Source organism: Adhaeribacter terrigena, assembly GCF_016623615.1.
In the GTDB taxonomy this organism is placed as follows: Bacteria; Bacteroidota; Bacteroidia; order Cytophagales; family Hymenobacteraceae; genus Adhaeribacter_A; species Adhaeribacter_A terrigena.
The window spans coordinates 951,850-968,106 of the sequence record NZ_JAEHFX010000001.1 but is presented as its reverse complement, the minus strand read 5'-3'; the positions used below and the strand labels follow the sequence as shown (position 1 = coordinate 968,106).

Genomic DNA, 16,257 nt, shown 5'->3' with positions numbered 1-16,257 from the left:
AGCCTTTCTTTAAAACGAAAGGCTTTTTTCATTACTTTTAATATTTCTGACATAGCTTAAAAACGCTATCCCTTTTACCGTAAAAAGTACCGTTAATTCGCCTGAGATATGCTGAAACGTTTCCTTTTCATTCTTCCTTTTGCTTTTACAGCTTTAGCCTGTAACGGTCAGCACTTTACCCATCAGGATACCCTGCGCGGCAGCATTACGCCCGAGCGCGCCTGGTGGGACCTGAATTTTTATCACCTGAAAATCAAGGTAGATCCGGCAACTCAAAGCGTGCAGGGCAGCAACGTGATCCGCTACAAAGTTTTACAACCGGCCCAGGTAATGCAAATAGACCTGCAACCGCCGCTCAAACTGGAAAAAGCTACCCAAAACGGTAGGGATTTGAAGGTTAAAACCGATGGCAACGCGCATTTAATAACGCTTCTGGAAAAACAAAATGCGGGTGAAATAAAGGAAATTGAAGTCTTTTACAGCGGCAAACCCAAAGTGAGCAAAAACCCGCCCTGGAGCGGCGGTTTTACCTGGCAAAAAGATAAAAACGGTAACCCATTCGTAGCCACCAGTTGCCAGGGCGAAGGCGCCAGCTTGTGGTGGCCCTGCAAAGATCACATGTACGACGAACCCGATAGCATGCAGATCAGCGTAACTTCCCCCGGAAATTTAACGGCAGTTTCCAACGGACGGCTGCGCAAAACCGAAACCAATAAGGACGGCACCAGAACTTTCCATTGGGCCGTAACCAACCCGATCAATAATTACGGCGTGAACGTGAACCTGGGCGATTATGTAACCTTCGGCGAAAAATACCAGGGCGAAAAAGGCGTGCTCGATTGCAATTATTATGTACTGCGCGACAACCTCGAAAAAGCCAGAGAACAATTTAAACAGGTGCCCAAAATGCTGCAGGCTTTTGAACACTGGTTTGGCCCCTACCCTTTTTACGAAGACAGCTACAAGCTCGTGGAAGTACCCTATTTAGGCATGGAACATCAGAGCTCGGTTACCTACGGCAACGGCTACAAAAACGGCTATTTAGGCAGAGATTTGAGCGGCACCGGCTGGGGGCTGAAGTTCGATTTTATCATCATTCACGAAAGCGGCCACGAGTGGTTTGCCAACAACATCACCTACAAAGATATTGCTGACATGTGGGTGCACGAAAGCTTCACCAATTATTCCGAAGCCCTGTACCTGGATTATCATTTCGGTAAAAAAGCCGGCGACGAATACGTAATAGGGCTGCGCCGCAACATTGCCAACGACCGGCCCATAATCGGTGCATACCACGTAAACCACGAAGGCTCCGGCGATATGTACAACAAAGGCGCCAACATGCTGCACACCATCCGCCAAATCGTAAACGACGACCAGAAATTCCGGGAAATTCTGCGCGGCCTGAACCAGGATTTCTACCACCAGACTGTAACTACAAAGCAGATTGAAAATTACCTCTCCCAAAAAACCGGCCTCAATTTACAATCTGTTTTCGACCAGTATTTACGCGAAACTAAAATTCCGAAACTGGAATACACCGTTGAAAAACAAAAACTTAAATACCGCTGGACCAACTGCGTGGCAGGCTTCGATATGCGCCTGAAATGCTATGTAAACGGGCAGTCAACGTGGCTGACTCCAACTACCGAATGGCAGGAAATGAAAAACCTTCCAAAGAAATTTACTTTCAAAACCGACGAAAATTTCTACATTACAACCACTAAAATCTGAACATGATTTAAGGAATTTTAGGATGTGCAGGATTGGTTTTGAAAGATGATGTCTAGGATTGACCGGATTTTTCAGGAATGTCGCGTCCTGAAATAAGTTTACGTTTCAGAAAGAAATCCTTTAATTTCCTAAATCAAAAAAATCGTGTTCAAAAATTAAATCCAGAAATCCCTAAATCTGACGAATCCCAATTCAGACAATCTTTTCACTTTCATCTTTCTCCCATAATATGACCCCAGCCGAAGAACTCTATCATAAAATTGCCACCCAAACGCCCGATGCCACCCAAGGTAAAATGTTTGGCGCGCTTTGCCTGAAAGCCCCGAACAACAAAGCCGGCGTACTTTTCAAAAATGATTCTATTGCCTTCAAACTCGAAGAAAGTTTGCTAAACGAAACCCTGAGTTTAGATGGCGCCCAGATTTTCGAGCCTGCCGACGGCCGCCCGATGAACGGTTGGGTTCAGGTGCCATACAGTTATTCTGAAAAATGGCCCGAACTGGCGCAAAAAGCGATGGAGTTTGTAAAAACCCTGTAAAAACGCTATCCTTTTTACCCTTAAAACTCTATTTTGTCTGAACACGATTTTCAGGATTAAAAGATAAAAATGATTCTCTGAAATTATTTCGCCAGGTTTATAAAATCCTGTTAATCATATAAATCTTAAAATTCGTGTTCAGACAATAGCAAATCGCTATCCTTTTCCCTCCAAAAACTCTGTACCTTTACACCCCAGATTTTGCTGACCACATAAAATTTAGCAAATCAGCACATTAATTCATTAGCACATTAAAATATGCTCGTCACCTCCGAAGTTCAGCTCGAATCCATTATCCTGCATAAAGTAGGCAACAAAAGCCGCGAAGAAGGCCTCAAACTTTCCAAAGGCGAACTGAAACTCGATGGGTTTGTAAAGGAATTGCTCATGAAATATTTCCTCTCGCCGTTCAAGCAGGAAGAATATTTCAACCTCCACCATGAATCCGACATCAACCTGAACGAAGTATTTTCTTTTTGCGCCAACATCTTCGATAACCCGGAAACCTTTCACGAGCAATCAGTAAACCTGGCAAAACACCTCTACGAGCAAAGCAACCACCCTAAAATTAAGGAAGGCGAATTTTACGTTACCTTCATGAAAGACCTGGTGGTGCACGGCGAAGCGGTGGATGCCATCGGGGTTTTCAAATCGGAAAGCCGGGATACGTATTTAAAAGTGTACCCGAACGGCGACAATTTCGACATCGACAGCGAAGACGGCGTGAACATCAACAAACTCGACAAAGGCGCCCTCATTTTCAACACCGACCGCGACAAAGGTTTTATGGTAGCCACCGTCGATAACCTGAACAAAGGCAACGAAGCGCAGTACTGGCGCGAAGAATTTTTACGCCTGAAATCGCGCGAAGATATTTACTTCCATACCAGCAACATGATGGCGCTCTGCAAGAATTTTGTGGAGGAACATTTGCCGGAACAATTCGAAATTAACCGCGCCGATCAGGCCGATCTGCTTAACAAATCCGCCTCATACCTGCGCGAAAAAGAAACCTTTAACATCAAAGAATTTCAACAGGAAGTAATCGCGCACCCGGATCTTATCGAGAGTTTCGAGGAATTTAAAACCCAGTACGCCAGCAACAACGAAGTGCCGATCTACGACGAATTCGACATTTCAACGGCCGCCGTAAAAAAGCAGGCAAAAATTATGAAAAGCATCATCAAGCTCGACAAGAACTTCCACGTTTACGTGCACGGCCAGGCCAGCCAGATCGTAAAAGGCTACGATCAGGAAAAAGGCATGCATTTCTACCAGCTTTTCTTCCACGAAGAAAGTTAAGCTTCTTTAATCTGATTTATTCTGCTGCCTGTTTTATTTTAGCTCATTCTACCTAAAATAAAAAGTTCTTAAACTTATCTAACTAATTGAAATCCATAAAAAATTTTCTGTTATTGTTTATTCTGGCAGGAACTCTGTTTGCCTGCCAGAATGCGGAAAAGAACCAAAAGCCAGCCAGAAGCAACCCAAAGTATTTCGCTGTGAATATTTTTGTAGGAGGAGGACTTGAGCACCCGTCTTTTAATGCTTCTCTTTTTACACCAGATATGGTCAGTCCAAGCTTTAGCCCTGGCTTTAAACATTTAAAAATGGGCCCCGAAGCAAGTACGCTTTATATTTTAAAATCGAAAAATATTCGTGCAACTCCAGACACCTTTAAACTTAAATTTGAAAACTGGGAAATAGACAGTCTTTATACATTGACCTATAATTACCTTTCTTCCCATTACAACAATAATAGCTACGTTGGAGAAGGTGAAGATTGGCAGTTTCCAAGCGACCAACGCCCTATTATTGTATCGTTGGTTTATGGCGGATACAAAAGTAAAGAACTACAATGTACAGAGTGGACTACCGAATCAATTTATAGCCTGTCAAAAGAAGCTTCACAATTATTCAGCTTTATTAATAAGAAAATAGCAAAGGGGTTTGAATTATATTAGCCCAATAACGCTATCATTTCCGCCCTGGAAACTCTTAAATAAACCTCTGATTCTCATAACCATACACGCACAATTCTGCTTCACTAAATATTTTATAACTTCGCCTAAAACCTTCTAATTTTATTCCTGTTTATTTCGATATATTTACAAAGCTCTTTCCCAATTCTTTGTAAATGAAAAAACTGCTACTCCGCACCTTAAAACTTTTTCTGGCCCTGTTCTTTCCCGGTTTGCTTTTCGCCCAGCCCAATCCGGATTATACCATGCTGCTGAACGCCGGCAAATTCATCCCGCAGGAAAATATCCAAACCTTAAAGCCCGACGCCGAAGTTTTCAGGCACAGCACCTTTAACGGGAAAAGCTACGTGGTGGTGCAATTTAAAACGCTACCAGATCAGCAGCAAAAAGTACAGTTAACCGCCGCCGGCATCACCCTGCTGGATTACCTGCCGAACCTGGCTTACACGGCTTCCTTGCCACAACATTTCAACCCGGCCCAATTTAAAAACCTGAATGTGCGTAGCGTTTTCAGGCTCAGCGCCGCTCAAAAAACGGTTCCGGCCGTGCTGAAAAACAACCTACCGGTGCACGCCATCAAACAACCCGGCTACGCCGATCTTTCGGTAATTACTTTCGAAAAACTCTCGACTGTTACGCTGCAAAAAGAATTTTCGAAACTGCAAATCACCGTTCTGGAAGAAATGCCCATGTTCCGGACTTTTACGTTGCGGGTTCCGCAGAAAAATCTGCAGAAACTGCTCAACCTGCCTTTTGTGCAGTGGGCTGAACCGATCGATGCACCGAATAAAATTGAAAACCTGCTGGGCCGCACCCTGCATCGCGTAAACGTGCTTAACGACGGCATCAGAAACCTGAAAGGCGACAGCATAAAGATCGGAATCTGGGATGGCGGCGAAGTAAGTCCGCACGTCGATTTTTCGCCAACGGCCAGCCGCCTGGTTATGATGGAAACCAACCAGCCCGAAAGCCATTCCACGCACGTAGCCGGCACCATCGGCGGCCGTGGCATCATCAACCCCAAAGCCCGCGGCATGGCGCCCAACGCTAAACTATATTCCTACAATTTCAACGGCAACATTCAATCGGAAATGTTTGCGGCCATTCCTGCCCAGAACCTGAATATCAGCAGCCATTCTTACGGCAGTACCCAAACCTGCGGCGTAACCGGAGCCGGCGTAGCGTATTCCACTACCAGCCGCAGCACCGATGTTAATCTGAATACGTTTCCGTGGCATTTACATGTGCATTCAGCCGGAAATTCCCAATCGGCTTGCAGCGGCGGCTGGTCTACTATAACAGGCAGCGGCAAAACGGCCAAAAACAACATCCTGGTCGCCAACATTACCACCACCGAAACCATTAATAACAGCAGCAGCTATGGTCCGGTGCACGATGGCCGCGTAAAACCCGAGATCAGCGCTTTCGGAACTAACGTTCTGTCTACTTATACACCCTTAAACACCTACGGCACCATTACCGGTACTTCCATGTCTACGCCGGGCGTATCGGGTTCGGTAGCTTTATTAGTAGAACGCTATAAACAATTAAATTCCAACGCATTACCCATTTCTTCACTAATAAAAGCGGTGGTTTGCAATACTGCGCAGGACCTCGGCAATCCGGGTCCGGATTATAAATTTGGTTTCGGCAGAATCAATGCTTTGGCCGCCGTAAAAGCCTTGGAACAAAACCGCTACGCCGTAAACATCGTTGCCACCGGAGCCACCAACGATATAAGCATAACGGTGCCATCGGGCACAGTAAAACTAAAAGTAATGCTTACCTGGAACGACCCGGCCGGAGCCGCCAATGCCAGCACCGCCCTGGTAAACAATCTCGATTTGAAAGTTATAAACGGCCCTACCACTACCCTGCCCTGGATCCTGGATAAACTAAGCCCTACCAGCAATGCCACCCGCGCCCTCGACAACATCAGCAACATTGAACAGGTAACCCTCGACAATCCAACGGCCGGAACGTATACCCTGCGCGTGAACGGAACCGCTGTGCCAACCGGTCCGAACCAGCAATACTCCCTGACCTGGGAAATCATCCAGCCGAATATTGAAGTGATCTTCCCGAACGGAGGCGAATCTTTAAGCCCGGGCGCGCAGGAAACCATCACATGGAATAATGCCGGCGTTACCGGAAATCAAACCATTCAGTATTCCATAAACAACGGCGCCACCTGGACCACTATTTCAGCTGCGGTATCGGCAACGGCTACCCGTTATTCCTGGACTATACCGGCCGGTTTAAATACGGCCACGGCTTTAATTAAAATCTCCAGCGGAACCTTAACCGACCAAAGCGATGTCACTTTTAAAATTCTGGGAACTCCGGCCAGTTTAAGCGCCAACCCGGGTTTATGCGCCGGCTCCCTGAATTTCAGCTGGCCAGCCGTTACCAATGCTACCCATTACGACCTTTTAAAACTGGATGCTGCCACCGGCACCTGGGTAAACCTGGCTGCAAACGTTACCGGTACTTCCTATGCAGCAAGCGGCCTTACTCCAGGCGCCAGCCTGTGGTTTACTCTGGTTGCTAAAAACAATTTAACCGGCTCGCAAAGCGAACGAACACTTGCTATAACCCGCAGCATTTCTTCCGGTGGTTCGCTCTCGCTGGGTGCTATTTCCGGCCCGACCAGTCTGTGCCAGGGCAGCCAGAATATTCCTTACACAGTACCAACCACCACCGGCATTACTACTTATACCTGGAGCGTTCCGACCGGCATTACCATCGTGAGCGGGCAGGGCACAAACAATATTGTGGTTAATTATCCGGCAACATCTGTTTCCGGCAACATTGCCGTATATGGTACAAGCGGGCCCTGCCAGACAACCATCCGGAACCTGGCCGTTTCAGCCGGGGCTTTAGCGCCGCCCATCAGCACCGGCGACCGCATGGTATGTGATTTCAACCCGACTCCGGTACTTACAGCCACGGCCAGTGTGCCGGCAGGTTACAGCGTGGTGTGGTATAATGCCCCAACCGGTGGCACGGTGGTAAACGATCCTAGTTTGAATTCTCCTGGCACGGTTACCTATTATGCGGCCACCTACAGCAGTTCCGGCAACTGCGAAAGCCCAACCCGAACGCCGGTTACATTAACCATCAACCCGGTGCCGCCGGCCACGATCAATGCCACTCAAACCGCCATTTGCAACGACGGAGAAGCCACCTTAACCGCAAGTGCCGGAAATTCTTATTACTGGAGCACCGGCGAAACCACCCAGGCTATTAAAGTAAAGCAACCGGGAGATTATTCCGTAAATATTACCCAGGCTACGGGCTGCGTCAGCACCTCGGCTCCTGTTACCATTACCCCGATGCCAAATCCGGAAGTACGCCTGACGGCTGCGCCTTATAAGCAACTGTACCCGGGTCTGACCACTACGCTATCGGCAACTACGCAGGCTGCCGGCACTTTAAGCTATACCTGGAAGAAAAACGGTATGGTTTTAACCGGAAAAACTGCCGCAACACTACCGGTATCAGTAGACGAGCTCGGGGAGTATGAAGTGGCCATAGCTACTTCCGAAGGCTGTACCGGAACGTCGAACAAACTAGCCATTTCAGATTCTGCAACGAGCAATGTATTTATTTACCCAAACCCAAATAAAGGCCGTTTTCAGGTCCGGTTCCACAACCAAACCGGTACCGGTCATGTTTACTCCCTGGCAGTTTACGATGCGAAAGGCTCGGTGGTATTAAATCAGGAATTCACTACAAAAGAAGCTTATGACAAAACCGGGTTTAATTTAAGTCAGTACGGACCGGGCATTTACTGGCTGCAGCTTCGGGATCTAAATGGCACAAAGCTGGGCTCTGGCCGCATTGTGGTGCAATAAGCTACACTTCCCGTTTCAGACCTGAAAACGGTAGGGCTTAAAGCCTGAAAAGTCAGCAGCATAACATCAGCAGCGCCGGTTTTAAAACCGGCGCTGCTTTTTTCTATGCTCCACGAAATCATTTTCCGAGTTTAAAAACGCTATCTTTTCAGACCAAAAAACTACCCGATGCGTTATAAAGGCATGAAAAAGATCTTTTTCCTGTTTATTTTCGCCTGCCCGTTTTTTACCAGCTGCCAAAACAAACCAAACCCTACAACGCAAACCAATATGACTACTCAGGATCACCCCGGAAATACCGAATCGCAACATGCCGCTAACCCCTATTATTCCCGCACCGATACTACCAAACTGAACGTTTCGGATGCCGAATGGAAAAAAATTCTGCCCGCCGATGTATATGCCGTAGCCCGCCAGGCCGGTACCGAACGTGCCTTCACCGGTAAATACTGGAACACCGAAGGCCTGGGAAATTATTATTGCGCCGTTTGCGGGAATCCTCTTTTCCGCGCCGATCAGAAATTTGCGAGTTCCTGCGGCTGGCCCAGCTTTTTTGAGCCGGCCCGCAAAGACGCAGTAAAATACAACAAAGACCTTTCGCACGGCATGGAGCGCATCGAAGTGGTTTGCGGCCGTTGCAACTCGCATCTGGGGCATATTTTCAACGATGGTCCGCCGCCAACCGGCATGCGCTACTGCATGAATTCAATTGTTTTGGATTTTGAACCGGATAATGCGCTTAACCCGAAAAAACCGTAATTTTGCACCCGAAACGGAGAAGTTAAAAACCGGCCTCAAAACCGGTTTTTTCATTTTATTACCTGCAGAAAATAACAGGCAATAGTCATTTCCGAACCTCCGTTTTAGTGTTTTTTTATGCCTGTGAAGAAGTTTTTCGTTTTAAGTTTACTGGCGCTGCTGTGGTTGGCCGTGCCCGCTTTTGCCCAGCCCCCGGTTACGCCGTCTTTTAAAGAAATAACGCTGAAAGTAGATACCAGCGCCTACCCGTTCAGCCAATATACCCTTACGTTTCAGGGCGAAGAACACCTGGCATTTCTGTACACGCGCGAAAACCAGGTAGCGGAAGTAACCCTGACTCCTGTAGCACCCAATATTCAAAGCGTAAAACTGGCCCCTTCCGCCGATTTTACCCTGCTCGATTCCATTGTAAACGTAAACAACGAATACTTTAAATTCCGGGTCCGGTTCAAAAACCTGACCGCCAGCCAGTTTCTCAATTTTACTTTCTTCGTTAAAAAAGCCGATACCCCGGAACCGCGCACCGAGATCGTAAAATTATTCCCGCATACCCAAACCACCGCTAAATTACTGCAGGAAGATACCGAGCTTTTTATTGGCGAAGAAAAGGTTTTTGAACTGACCACCAACAACTTAGCTAATCTTAAGTTCCCGACCGATTGGGTGAAAGGCGAGGGCCTGGAATACCGGCTTTCGGAGCGGAACGGCATTTTGCGCCTGCACGTAATGCCAACGGCTTTAGGCAAACGCACCTTAAAGCTGAACCTGCAAACCATAAAACCCAGCCTGAATCAGAATGGCCGCATCACCTATGACCTTCCGGAAATAACCCAGACTTTTACGGTAAAAGGCAGCCGCCTGCGCTTTCTGGCCACCGACAAAAAAGAAATGGTTTACGACGACGTAGCCCGCACGAAAGGCATCGAGATCCTGATCGAAAATAACTGGAACCTAAGTTTGCAGAAAACTTACCGCATCGAAGACCAGGAGCAGCCCGGCGGCATGCTGGTAGCCGAATTATTTACCCGCAATAACGTAACCAACAACAAGGTACTTTGCTGGCTCCGCATTTTCAATTACCACCGCATTTCCGAAGGGTATTTGTACATAAAAGACGGCGACCAGGCAAAATTCATCACCAATTTCGACGTAATACCCAAAACCAGCATTAAAAGCGTAGCCATTATGCACGAAGGCGGCGACTGGACCACCAATTTAACGGTAAATCCCGGCGAAGTGATCAGCTTAAGAATAGAAGGTGAAGGCCTGCAGAAAGCGCAGTTCAACTTCGAAGATCTCCGCGACATTACCGCCGATTCTACCCTTTTAAGCGAACAGTCTGCCGTTTTCCGCCTTCGCGTGCCCATTAACATTACCCGGAAAAGGATCGGGATTTACAACCGGGCGGTAAGCACCGGTTATGCGCTTTCGGTAAAAGAACACCAGCGCCCCAAACCCCTGGATTTTGTATTGCTGAATTACGGCGATAAACCCCGGAAAATTACTTCGCTTGCCAGCGGCCCGATCTTTTACGAACATGTGCTTAAAGACCTGGTGCTCTCGTTTTCGCCGAATCTGATAGACCAGGAACGCAAACTTTACGGCCAGCAATACCTCACCATTCAGGTGCGGGTAACCAACAACCGCAACGAACTCATAGACCAGCGCACCATCGAAAACGTGGTGATCTGCCCCGGAGATAATTCCCCGCGTGCGGCCTTTTACGGAGAAGCTTGTACGCAGGGCGAAATAAGCCTGAACAATTACTTGGGCCGCAAAACCTACGATCTGAACGAATGGTCTAAAGTGGAAATCATTGTAAGCCACAACAAAGACAAATACGGCGGCGAAGGCTTCAGCAAAAAGATGGAAATTGTGCTGCGCCGCCGCGTAAAATTCGATACCGAAGTGTCGTTCCCGGCCGGCTTGCTGGTTAAAAATCAGGGTACCGATGGTTACGGCAGTTTCGGGGGTATCAGTATGGCCATGATCGCGCAGTTCAGCTTTTACCACCCCGAAAAAATAAACCGCTACCGTCCGTATAAGGTAGGCGCCGGTTTCCTGGCCTTAAACGCCTTTAATTTCAGCAACAACGCCGACGTAAAACGGGACCTGGGCGTGGTGGTGATCGGATCGCTCTACCCTACCACCCGCGATACCAAACTCAGTTTTCCGTTATACCTGGGCGGCGGTTATTTCATTTCGAAAAGCAAAGATCCGTGGTTCTACTTTTTAGGGCCGGGTATTCAGGTGCGGTTTTAAGCGGAAAAAGAAGCACAAAAACGCTATGCTTTTGTGCCGGAAAACCGTAAAACGGCCAAACCTAAACGCTATCTGAAATGCCCCAAAAACCCGAAAAGAACAAACAAAATGCTGTTGCTTTTTATGACCTGATGTTCAACCAATGCCAGCCGGCTGAAGCCATTGAAAAATACGTGGGATCAGAATACATCCAGCATAATCCCCACGTAGGCGACGGCAAAGCTGCTTTTATCCAATACTTCGAACGCATGGCCCGGGAATATCCAGGTAAAAAAGTGGAATTCAAACGGGTAATTGCCGAAAATGACCTGGTAGTTTTGCATTGCTACCAAACCTGGCCCAGCGACCACGACTATGCCGGCATCGATATTTTCCGCTTCGATGAAAACGGTAAAATTGTGGAGCACTGGGATGTGCTGCAGGTAATTCCTTCGGAAGCGAAAAATAACAATACTATGTTTTAATTCATGATTTAACGCTGCGGCAAAGGTTTCCGGCGCAGGTTCCTGCTAAATTCTCTACCTTTGCAGCCCAATAAACGCACACTATTTTGATCGAACTTTTTACTGACGGCTCTTCGCGCGGCAACCCCGGACCGGGCGGCTACGGCGTAATTCTGCGCTACAAGCACCATGTGAAAGAAATCTCGCAGGGTTTCCGCAAAACCACCAACAACCGCATGGAATTACTGGCCGTGATTGTAGGCCTGGAAGCGATCAAGCAGAAAGATATTCCGGTTACGGTTTTCTCCGATTCCAAATACGTAGTAGATGCGGTAGAGAAAAAATGGGTTTACGGCTGGAAACAAAAAGGCTTCTCGGGCAAAGCCAACCCGGATCTCTGGATCCGCTTTCTGAAAGTATACGACCCGAAAATGGTGAAATTCGTCTGGATCAAAGGCCACGCCGGTCACCCGGAAAACGAACGCTGCGACGTGCTGGCAGTGCAATCGGCCGAAGGTCCGGACAAGCTGATAGACCATGGGTATGAAGCGAGCCTGAAGTAATGTGCTAATTTTTAATGGGCTAATGTGCTATTTTATACAGCGTTAATTTGGAAAAAAGATAAATGGGAATCGGTTCTTTCTTAATACACTGTATCTGAATTACTTTTTAGCCTCAAAATCCTAGCGTTTTAAACCGATTTATTGCGGATTCTCACAATACATCAACAGCAAATTATTCATTACCCATTAGCACATTAACCACGTGGCCAACGCTTACTTTCAGTTCAAGCAATTCCGTATAAACCAGGATAGAACCGCCATGAAAGTTTGCACGGATTCCTGCGTTTTGGGTGCCTGGGCGGAGGTGAAAGATGCAAAACAAATTCTGGATATTGGCACCGGCACCGGTTTGCTGAGTTTAATGGTGGCGCAACGCTCCCACGCCCAGATCACCGCCGTAGAAATTGACGCGGCGGCGGCTGCTCAGGCCGAAGAAAATTTCGCGGAAAGCCCCTGGAAAAACCGTATCGTTTTAGCGCAAAAAAGTCTGCAACAATTCGGGCAGGAAAACCAGCAGCAGTTCGACGTGATCATTTGCAATCCGCCGTTTTTTCAGGCTTCTTTAAAATCGCCGGATACGGCCAGAACCATTGCCAAACATACGCAGGAACTGCCTTTCGAAGATCTGGTGCATTTTGTAAAACAGTTTTTAACGCCGGAAGGAATTTTCTATTTATTGCTGCCGCCTGCCGAAGCCGAAGTTTTCCGGAATCTGGCATTTAAAGAAAAACTGTTTCCGGCCAGGGAATTGCAGCTTTTCACCCAGCCCGATGGCAAACATTTGCGCACCATTTACGCCTATTCGTTTTGGGAAAAACCAACTCAAAAACAAAGCCTCATCATCCGCAATCCGGATCAGGCTTACACTGCCGACTTTGCAACATTGCTGAAGGATTACTATCTGATTTTCTGAACAAAAAAAAAAAGTGCTGCCGAAATAACTCAGCAGCACTTTTTCAGGCATTTACCCTACCGTTTTTCTTAGTTTTCCAGCGGCGTAACTTCTTCTATAAAATGAATGCCATGTGCCTTTAATTCCCGCAGAATTGGTCCGTATACGGCACCTTTGGTTGGCATTACCACGCCCTTTTCCGTGATCTCGCCTTGCAGCATTAATTTGGCCGCAATTCCAACCGGCAAACCTACCGTTTTCGCCATCGCAGTCCTCACTTCATCTTCGCCCAACACCACCATGCTGCTGGTCATGCGTTTTTTCTGGCCCTGCAATTCATAATCGAAAATATGCTGCATCACGATCATGTCTTTGTCGCCGGTGCTTAATTTCCATTTCTCTACCAGCATTTTCTCCACTATCTGCGCCGGACTTGCAATTTCCAGACCGATCATTTCATCGCTGAATAAACCCAGCCAGTTTAACTTAGCAACAGTGTCACTTTCAGCCGGAAAACCCAAATAACGGGCCGTTCTTTCTGCTAACGACAAGGCTTCATTTCCGGCCGGCAAATAAGCGGCGGTAAATTCGGCGTAGGTCATGGTGGCAGAGTTTTCCAGCTTGTAAGTGTCATCCGTCATACCAAGTTGCACCAGCGCGTTCCAGGCTTCGGAATACCCTTTGCGGCGGAACGTGCCGCGCAAAATGGTGTCGATCTTTTGCAGGCCGTACGGCTCGCGGTAGCTTAAAGAATCGCGGTTGGCATAGCCTTCAAATTCGCCATAATCCAGCACATTAAAGGTTTCGGTGCGGGAAAATAAGCGGTGGTACGGAATGTATTTGTAGCAGCCGTTTTCCAGGTATTTAGCAGTGCCTTGTCCGGCTAAAACCACGTTGCGCGGGTTCCAGGTAATTTTGTAGTTCCAGGGGTTGGTATCCGATTCCGGCGCCATTAAACCACCGGTGTACGATTTAAACGAAAAGATGTGGCCGCCGCTTTCTTTAATGTGGTGAATAACCTGCATGGCGCTCATGTGGTCGATGCCCGGGTCCAGGCCGCATTCCATCATAAACGTCAGGCCTTCAGCTTCCGCTTGCTCGTGCAAAGCCTGAATTTCCGGCGAAACGTACGAAGCCGTGATCATATTTTTGTGCTGCTTCAAACACTCCAGCGCCACCTGAATATGAAAAGCCGCCGGCAGCAAAGAAATCACAAGATCGGCTTTGGCAACTTCGGAAGTGCGCTGCTCTTCGTCAAAAACATCGAAAATAACGGCATTTGCGTAATCGCGGCCCACCAGGGTTTCATCCAGGTGCGTTACGGAAATATCACCGATGGTCAGGGTCCAGTTATGTTCCAGGGAATTTTGCAACAGGTAGGCAATGAGCACCGAAGCCGAGCGGCCGGCGCCTAAAAGGAGGATATGTTTCATAGTGAAGCTCAAAATTTAGGGAAAATTACCATTTTCTGCTTCCCTGCCCAAACAAAAACTTGTATTCTCATCAGAAACTGTTACTTTTAACGCCCTTTTTCACTTGATTAATAGAAACGGCCATGGCCAGAGAATTAAAAATAAAGATCAGAATTGAAGTGCTGGAGTCAGAAAAAGAGCTGACCGAAAGCGAAAAACGAACCTGGAACAAAGCCAAAGAAGCAACTGAAAACGCTTATGCGCCTTACTCCAATTTCCTGGTGGGCGCTGCTTTATTGCTCGAAGACGGCACCATTCACATCGGCAACAATCAGGAAAACGCAGCCTACCCTTCAGGCATGTGCGCCGAACGGACCGCTTTGTTTGGCAAAAGCGCCATTGCCCCTTTCATGGCCATCGAGCTGATTGCCGTAGCGGCCCGTAAAGCGTTCACCTATAAATATTTACAAGGCGCACCCTGCGGAGGTTGCCGCCAGGTTATGACCGAATATGAAGATCGGCAAGGCTCGCCCATAAAATTGCTTTTGCAAGGCGAAGGCACTGAAATTTACCGTCTTTCGAGTGTAAAAGATCTGCTGCCGCTGGTTTTTACCAAGGAAAATCTGCTGGGCGCCCAACCGAAAGAATAAAAATCTGCGAGTTAAAACCGGCCAAAAAGTTAGTGAAACGGCAAGGTTTTTACCGGGAAACTACTGTACTAATTTCATTGCCGACTGCTTTAGCTTACGATTAACTACTTTTCGATCTTCTGCTTTAGCCAAATCAGAATTTTGTAAATTTGGCTAAAGCCGAAAATTCAGGCAGCTTTATTCTGTCTGTTAAAGCAGACGGTAATGATTTTTTTTCAGGGAGAAGCATAATGGAGTTTTTCAGCTGAAAAGCATAGCGTTTTTCATAGCAACTCTAATTCTCACGGTTTTACCATTGGGGGCACCGCCGGGTTTTACAACTTCACCTTCGCCATTCATTGCCGTTGGCTTTAGTCAACGGGCCGCAGTATTCAGAAATTTTTCACAATTTCGCTTTCCCAAAATAAAACCATGAAAGCCTTTAACCTGCCCGTAACCCGCACCGCCAATGTTTACCAGCTCGGCGAATTTTCTAAAGCAACCGAAACGCTCTGGATCGTTTGCCACGGCTACGGACAGCGGGCCGATTATTTTCTGCGCCATTTCCAGAGCTTGGATACGGGCAAAAATGTGGTAGTAGCACCAGAGGCATTATCGAAATTTTACCGTGAAGGTTTCCGGGGCCACGTAGGCGCCAGCTGGATGACAAGTTATAACCGCGAAACCGAAATTCACGATTACGTAAATTACCTGAACCAGCTTTTCGAAAGCCTGAAACCTGATTTTCCGGCAAATTTAAAAGTGAATATCCTGGGTTTTTCGCAGGGCGGCGCTACCGTTTGTCGCTGGCTGGCCGCCGGAAAAGTGCCCTGCAACCGCTTAATTTTATGGGCGGCCGCATTTCCGGAAGATATGAATTTCGATCTTTCTTTAGAAACCCTGAAGCAAACCAACCTGGTAATGGTGCGCGGCACCGAAGATGAAATGATTCCGGAAGATATGCCGCAAAAACAATACGAACTGCTCCGCTCCTATGGCCTCACGCCTCAGATCGTAAGCTTTAACGGCGGCCATAAAATGGATGCAGAAATTCTGCGGCAGCTGGATGCGGGTATTATTTAATTGTTGATTGGTAATTGCCAGGCTAGCTCCTTAATAAATAAAGTAATCCGGAATGGCTGGCTACTCACGAGAAAAACCATAACAGTCTTCTTTTATTTCCTCA

13 protein-coding genes are annotated in these 16,257 nt (G+C 47.3%); 12 read left to right on the top strand and 1 reads right to left on the bottom strand.

Going from position 1 to position 16,257, the window contains the following annotated elements; all coding sequences use genetic code 11:
• Window positions 1-108 precede the first annotated feature (108 nt).
• From I5M27_RS03930 to I5M27_RS03885, 10 genes are all read left to right on the top strand, one after another.
• Window positions 109-1,734, top strand: a complete 1,626-nt coding sequence (locus I5M27_RS03930) for a M1 family metallopeptidase (RefSeq protein ID WP_200504709.1) — start codon at window positions 109-111, stop codon at window positions 1,732-1,734.
• Between the two features lie 229 nt (window positions 1,735-1,963).
• Window positions 1,964-2,272: a hypothetical protein gene (locus I5M27_RS03925; RefSeq protein WP_200504708.1), complete on the top strand. Its 309-nt coding sequence runs from the start codon at window positions 1,964-1,966 to the stop codon at window positions 2,270-2,272.
• 258 nt (window positions 2,273-2,530) lie between these two features.
• Window positions 2,531-3,574, top strand: coding sequence for a nucleoid-associated protein (locus I5M27_RS03920; protein WP_200504707.1), 1,044 nt, complete (start codon window positions 2,531-2,533; stop codon window positions 3,572-3,574).
• Between the two features lie 86 nt (window positions 3,575-3,660).
• Entirely contained in the window at window positions 3,661-4,236 is a 576-nt protein-coding gene (locus tag I5M27_RS03915; RefSeq protein WP_200504706.1) for a hypothetical protein, read from the top strand.
• A gap of 173 nt (window positions 4,237-4,409) precedes the next feature.
• Window positions 4,410-8,111 (top strand): S8 family serine peptidase, encoded by a 3,702-nt coding sequence (locus I5M27_RS03910; RefSeq protein WP_200504705.1) that lies wholly within the window; start codon window positions 4,410-4,412, stop codon window positions 8,109-8,111.
• 183 nt (window positions 8,112-8,294) lie between these two features.
• Entirely contained in the window at window positions 8,295-8,870 is a 576-nt protein-coding gene (gene msrB, locus I5M27_RS03905; protein ID WP_234462367.1) for a peptide-methionine (R)-S-oxide reductase MsrB, read from the top strand.
• 123 nt (window positions 8,871-8,993) lie between these two features.
• Complete coding sequence (locus I5M27_RS03900; protein ID WP_200504704.1) at window positions 8,994-11,132, top strand: hypothetical protein; 2,139 nt, start codon at window positions 8,994-8,996, stop codon at window positions 11,130-11,132.
• A gap of 77 nt (window positions 11,133-11,209) precedes the next feature.
• Window positions 11,210-11,596 carry a nuclear transport factor 2 family protein gene (locus tag I5M27_RS03895; RefSeq protein ID WP_200504703.1) on the top strand — a complete coding sequence of 129 codons (387 nt, stop codon included), beginning with the start codon at window positions 11,210-11,212 and terminating at the stop codon, window positions 11,594-11,596.
• A gap of 86 nt (window positions 11,597-11,682) precedes the next feature.
• A complete protein-coding gene (gene rnhA / locus I5M27_RS03890; protein ID WP_200504702.1) occupies window positions 11,683-12,138 on the top strand; it encodes a ribonuclease HI in 456 nt (151 codons plus the stop codon).
• A 202-nt stretch (window positions 12,139-12,340) separates the two neighbouring features.
• Entirely contained in the window at window positions 12,341-13,051 is a 711-nt protein-coding gene (locus tag I5M27_RS03885) for a tRNA1(Val) (adenine(37)-N6)-methyltransferase (RefSeq protein WP_200504701.1), read from the top strand.
• 68 nt (window positions 13,052-13,119) lie between these two features.
• On the opposite strand, the gene I5M27_RS03880 is transcribed toward I5M27_RS03885, so the two are convergent.
• Window positions 13,120-14,463, bottom strand: a complete 1,344-nt coding sequence (locus I5M27_RS03880; RefSeq protein WP_200504700.1) for a saccharopine dehydrogenase C-terminal domain-containing protein — start codon at window positions 14,461-14,463, stop codon at window positions 13,120-13,122.
• 122 nt (window positions 14,464-14,585) lie between these two features.
• Between I5M27_RS03880 and I5M27_RS03875 the strand changes: the two genes are divergently transcribed.
• Together I5M27_RS03875 and I5M27_RS03870 are read left to right on the top strand one after the other, a co-directional pair.
• Window positions 14,586-15,092, top strand: coding sequence for a cytidine deaminase (locus tag I5M27_RS03875; protein ID WP_200504699.1), 507 nt, complete (start codon window positions 14,586-14,588; stop codon window positions 15,090-15,092).
• A gap of 411 nt (window positions 15,093-15,503) precedes the next feature.
• The gene (locus I5M27_RS03870; RefSeq protein ID WP_200504698.1) at window positions 15,504-16,154 is read left to right on the top strand and encodes an alpha/beta hydrolase; all 651 of its coding nucleotides are present in this window, start codon (window positions 15,504-15,506) and stop codon (window positions 16,152-16,154) included.
• Window positions 16,155-16,257: the final 103 nt, after the last annotated feature.

What these genes read in the sequence shown, in the direction of transcription:
- I5M27_RS03930 (WP_200504709.1), top strand. Translation starts at nt 109, where the DNA reads ATGCTGAAACGTTTCCTTTTCATTCTTCCTTTTGCTTTTACAGCTTTA.
- I5M27_RS03925 (WP_200504708.1), top strand. Translation starts at nt 1,964, where the DNA reads ATGACCCCAGCCGAAGAACTCTATCATAAAATTGCCACCCAAACGCCC.
- I5M27_RS03920 (WP_200504707.1), top strand. Translation starts at nt 2,531, where the DNA reads ATGCTCGTCACCTCCGAAGTTCAGCTCGAATCCATTATCCTGCATAAA.
- I5M27_RS03910 (WP_200504705.1), top strand. Translation starts at nt 4,410, where the DNA reads ATGAAAAAACTGCTACTCCGCACCTTAAAACTTTTTCTGGCCCTGTTC.
- msrB (WP_234462367.1), top strand. Translation starts at nt 8,295, where the DNA reads ATGAAAAAGATCTTTTTCCTGTTTATTTTCGCCTGCCCGTTTTTTACC.
- I5M27_RS03895 (WP_200504703.1), top strand. Translation starts at nt 11,210, where the DNA reads ATGCCCCAAAAACCCGAAAAGAACAAACAAAATGCTGTTGCTTTTTAT.
- I5M27_RS03880 (WP_200504700.1), bottom strand. Translation starts at nt 14,463, where the DNA reads ATGAAACATATCCTCCTTTTAGGCGCCGGCCGCTCGGCTTCGGTGCTC.
- I5M27_RS03875 (WP_200504699.1), top strand. Translation starts at nt 14,586, where the DNA reads ATGGCCAGAGAATTAAAAATAAAGATCAGAATTGAAGTGCTGGAGTCA.
- I5M27_RS03870 (WP_200504698.1), top strand. Translation starts at nt 15,504, where the DNA reads ATGAAAGCCTTTAACCTGCCCGTAACCCGCACCGCCAATGTTTACCAG.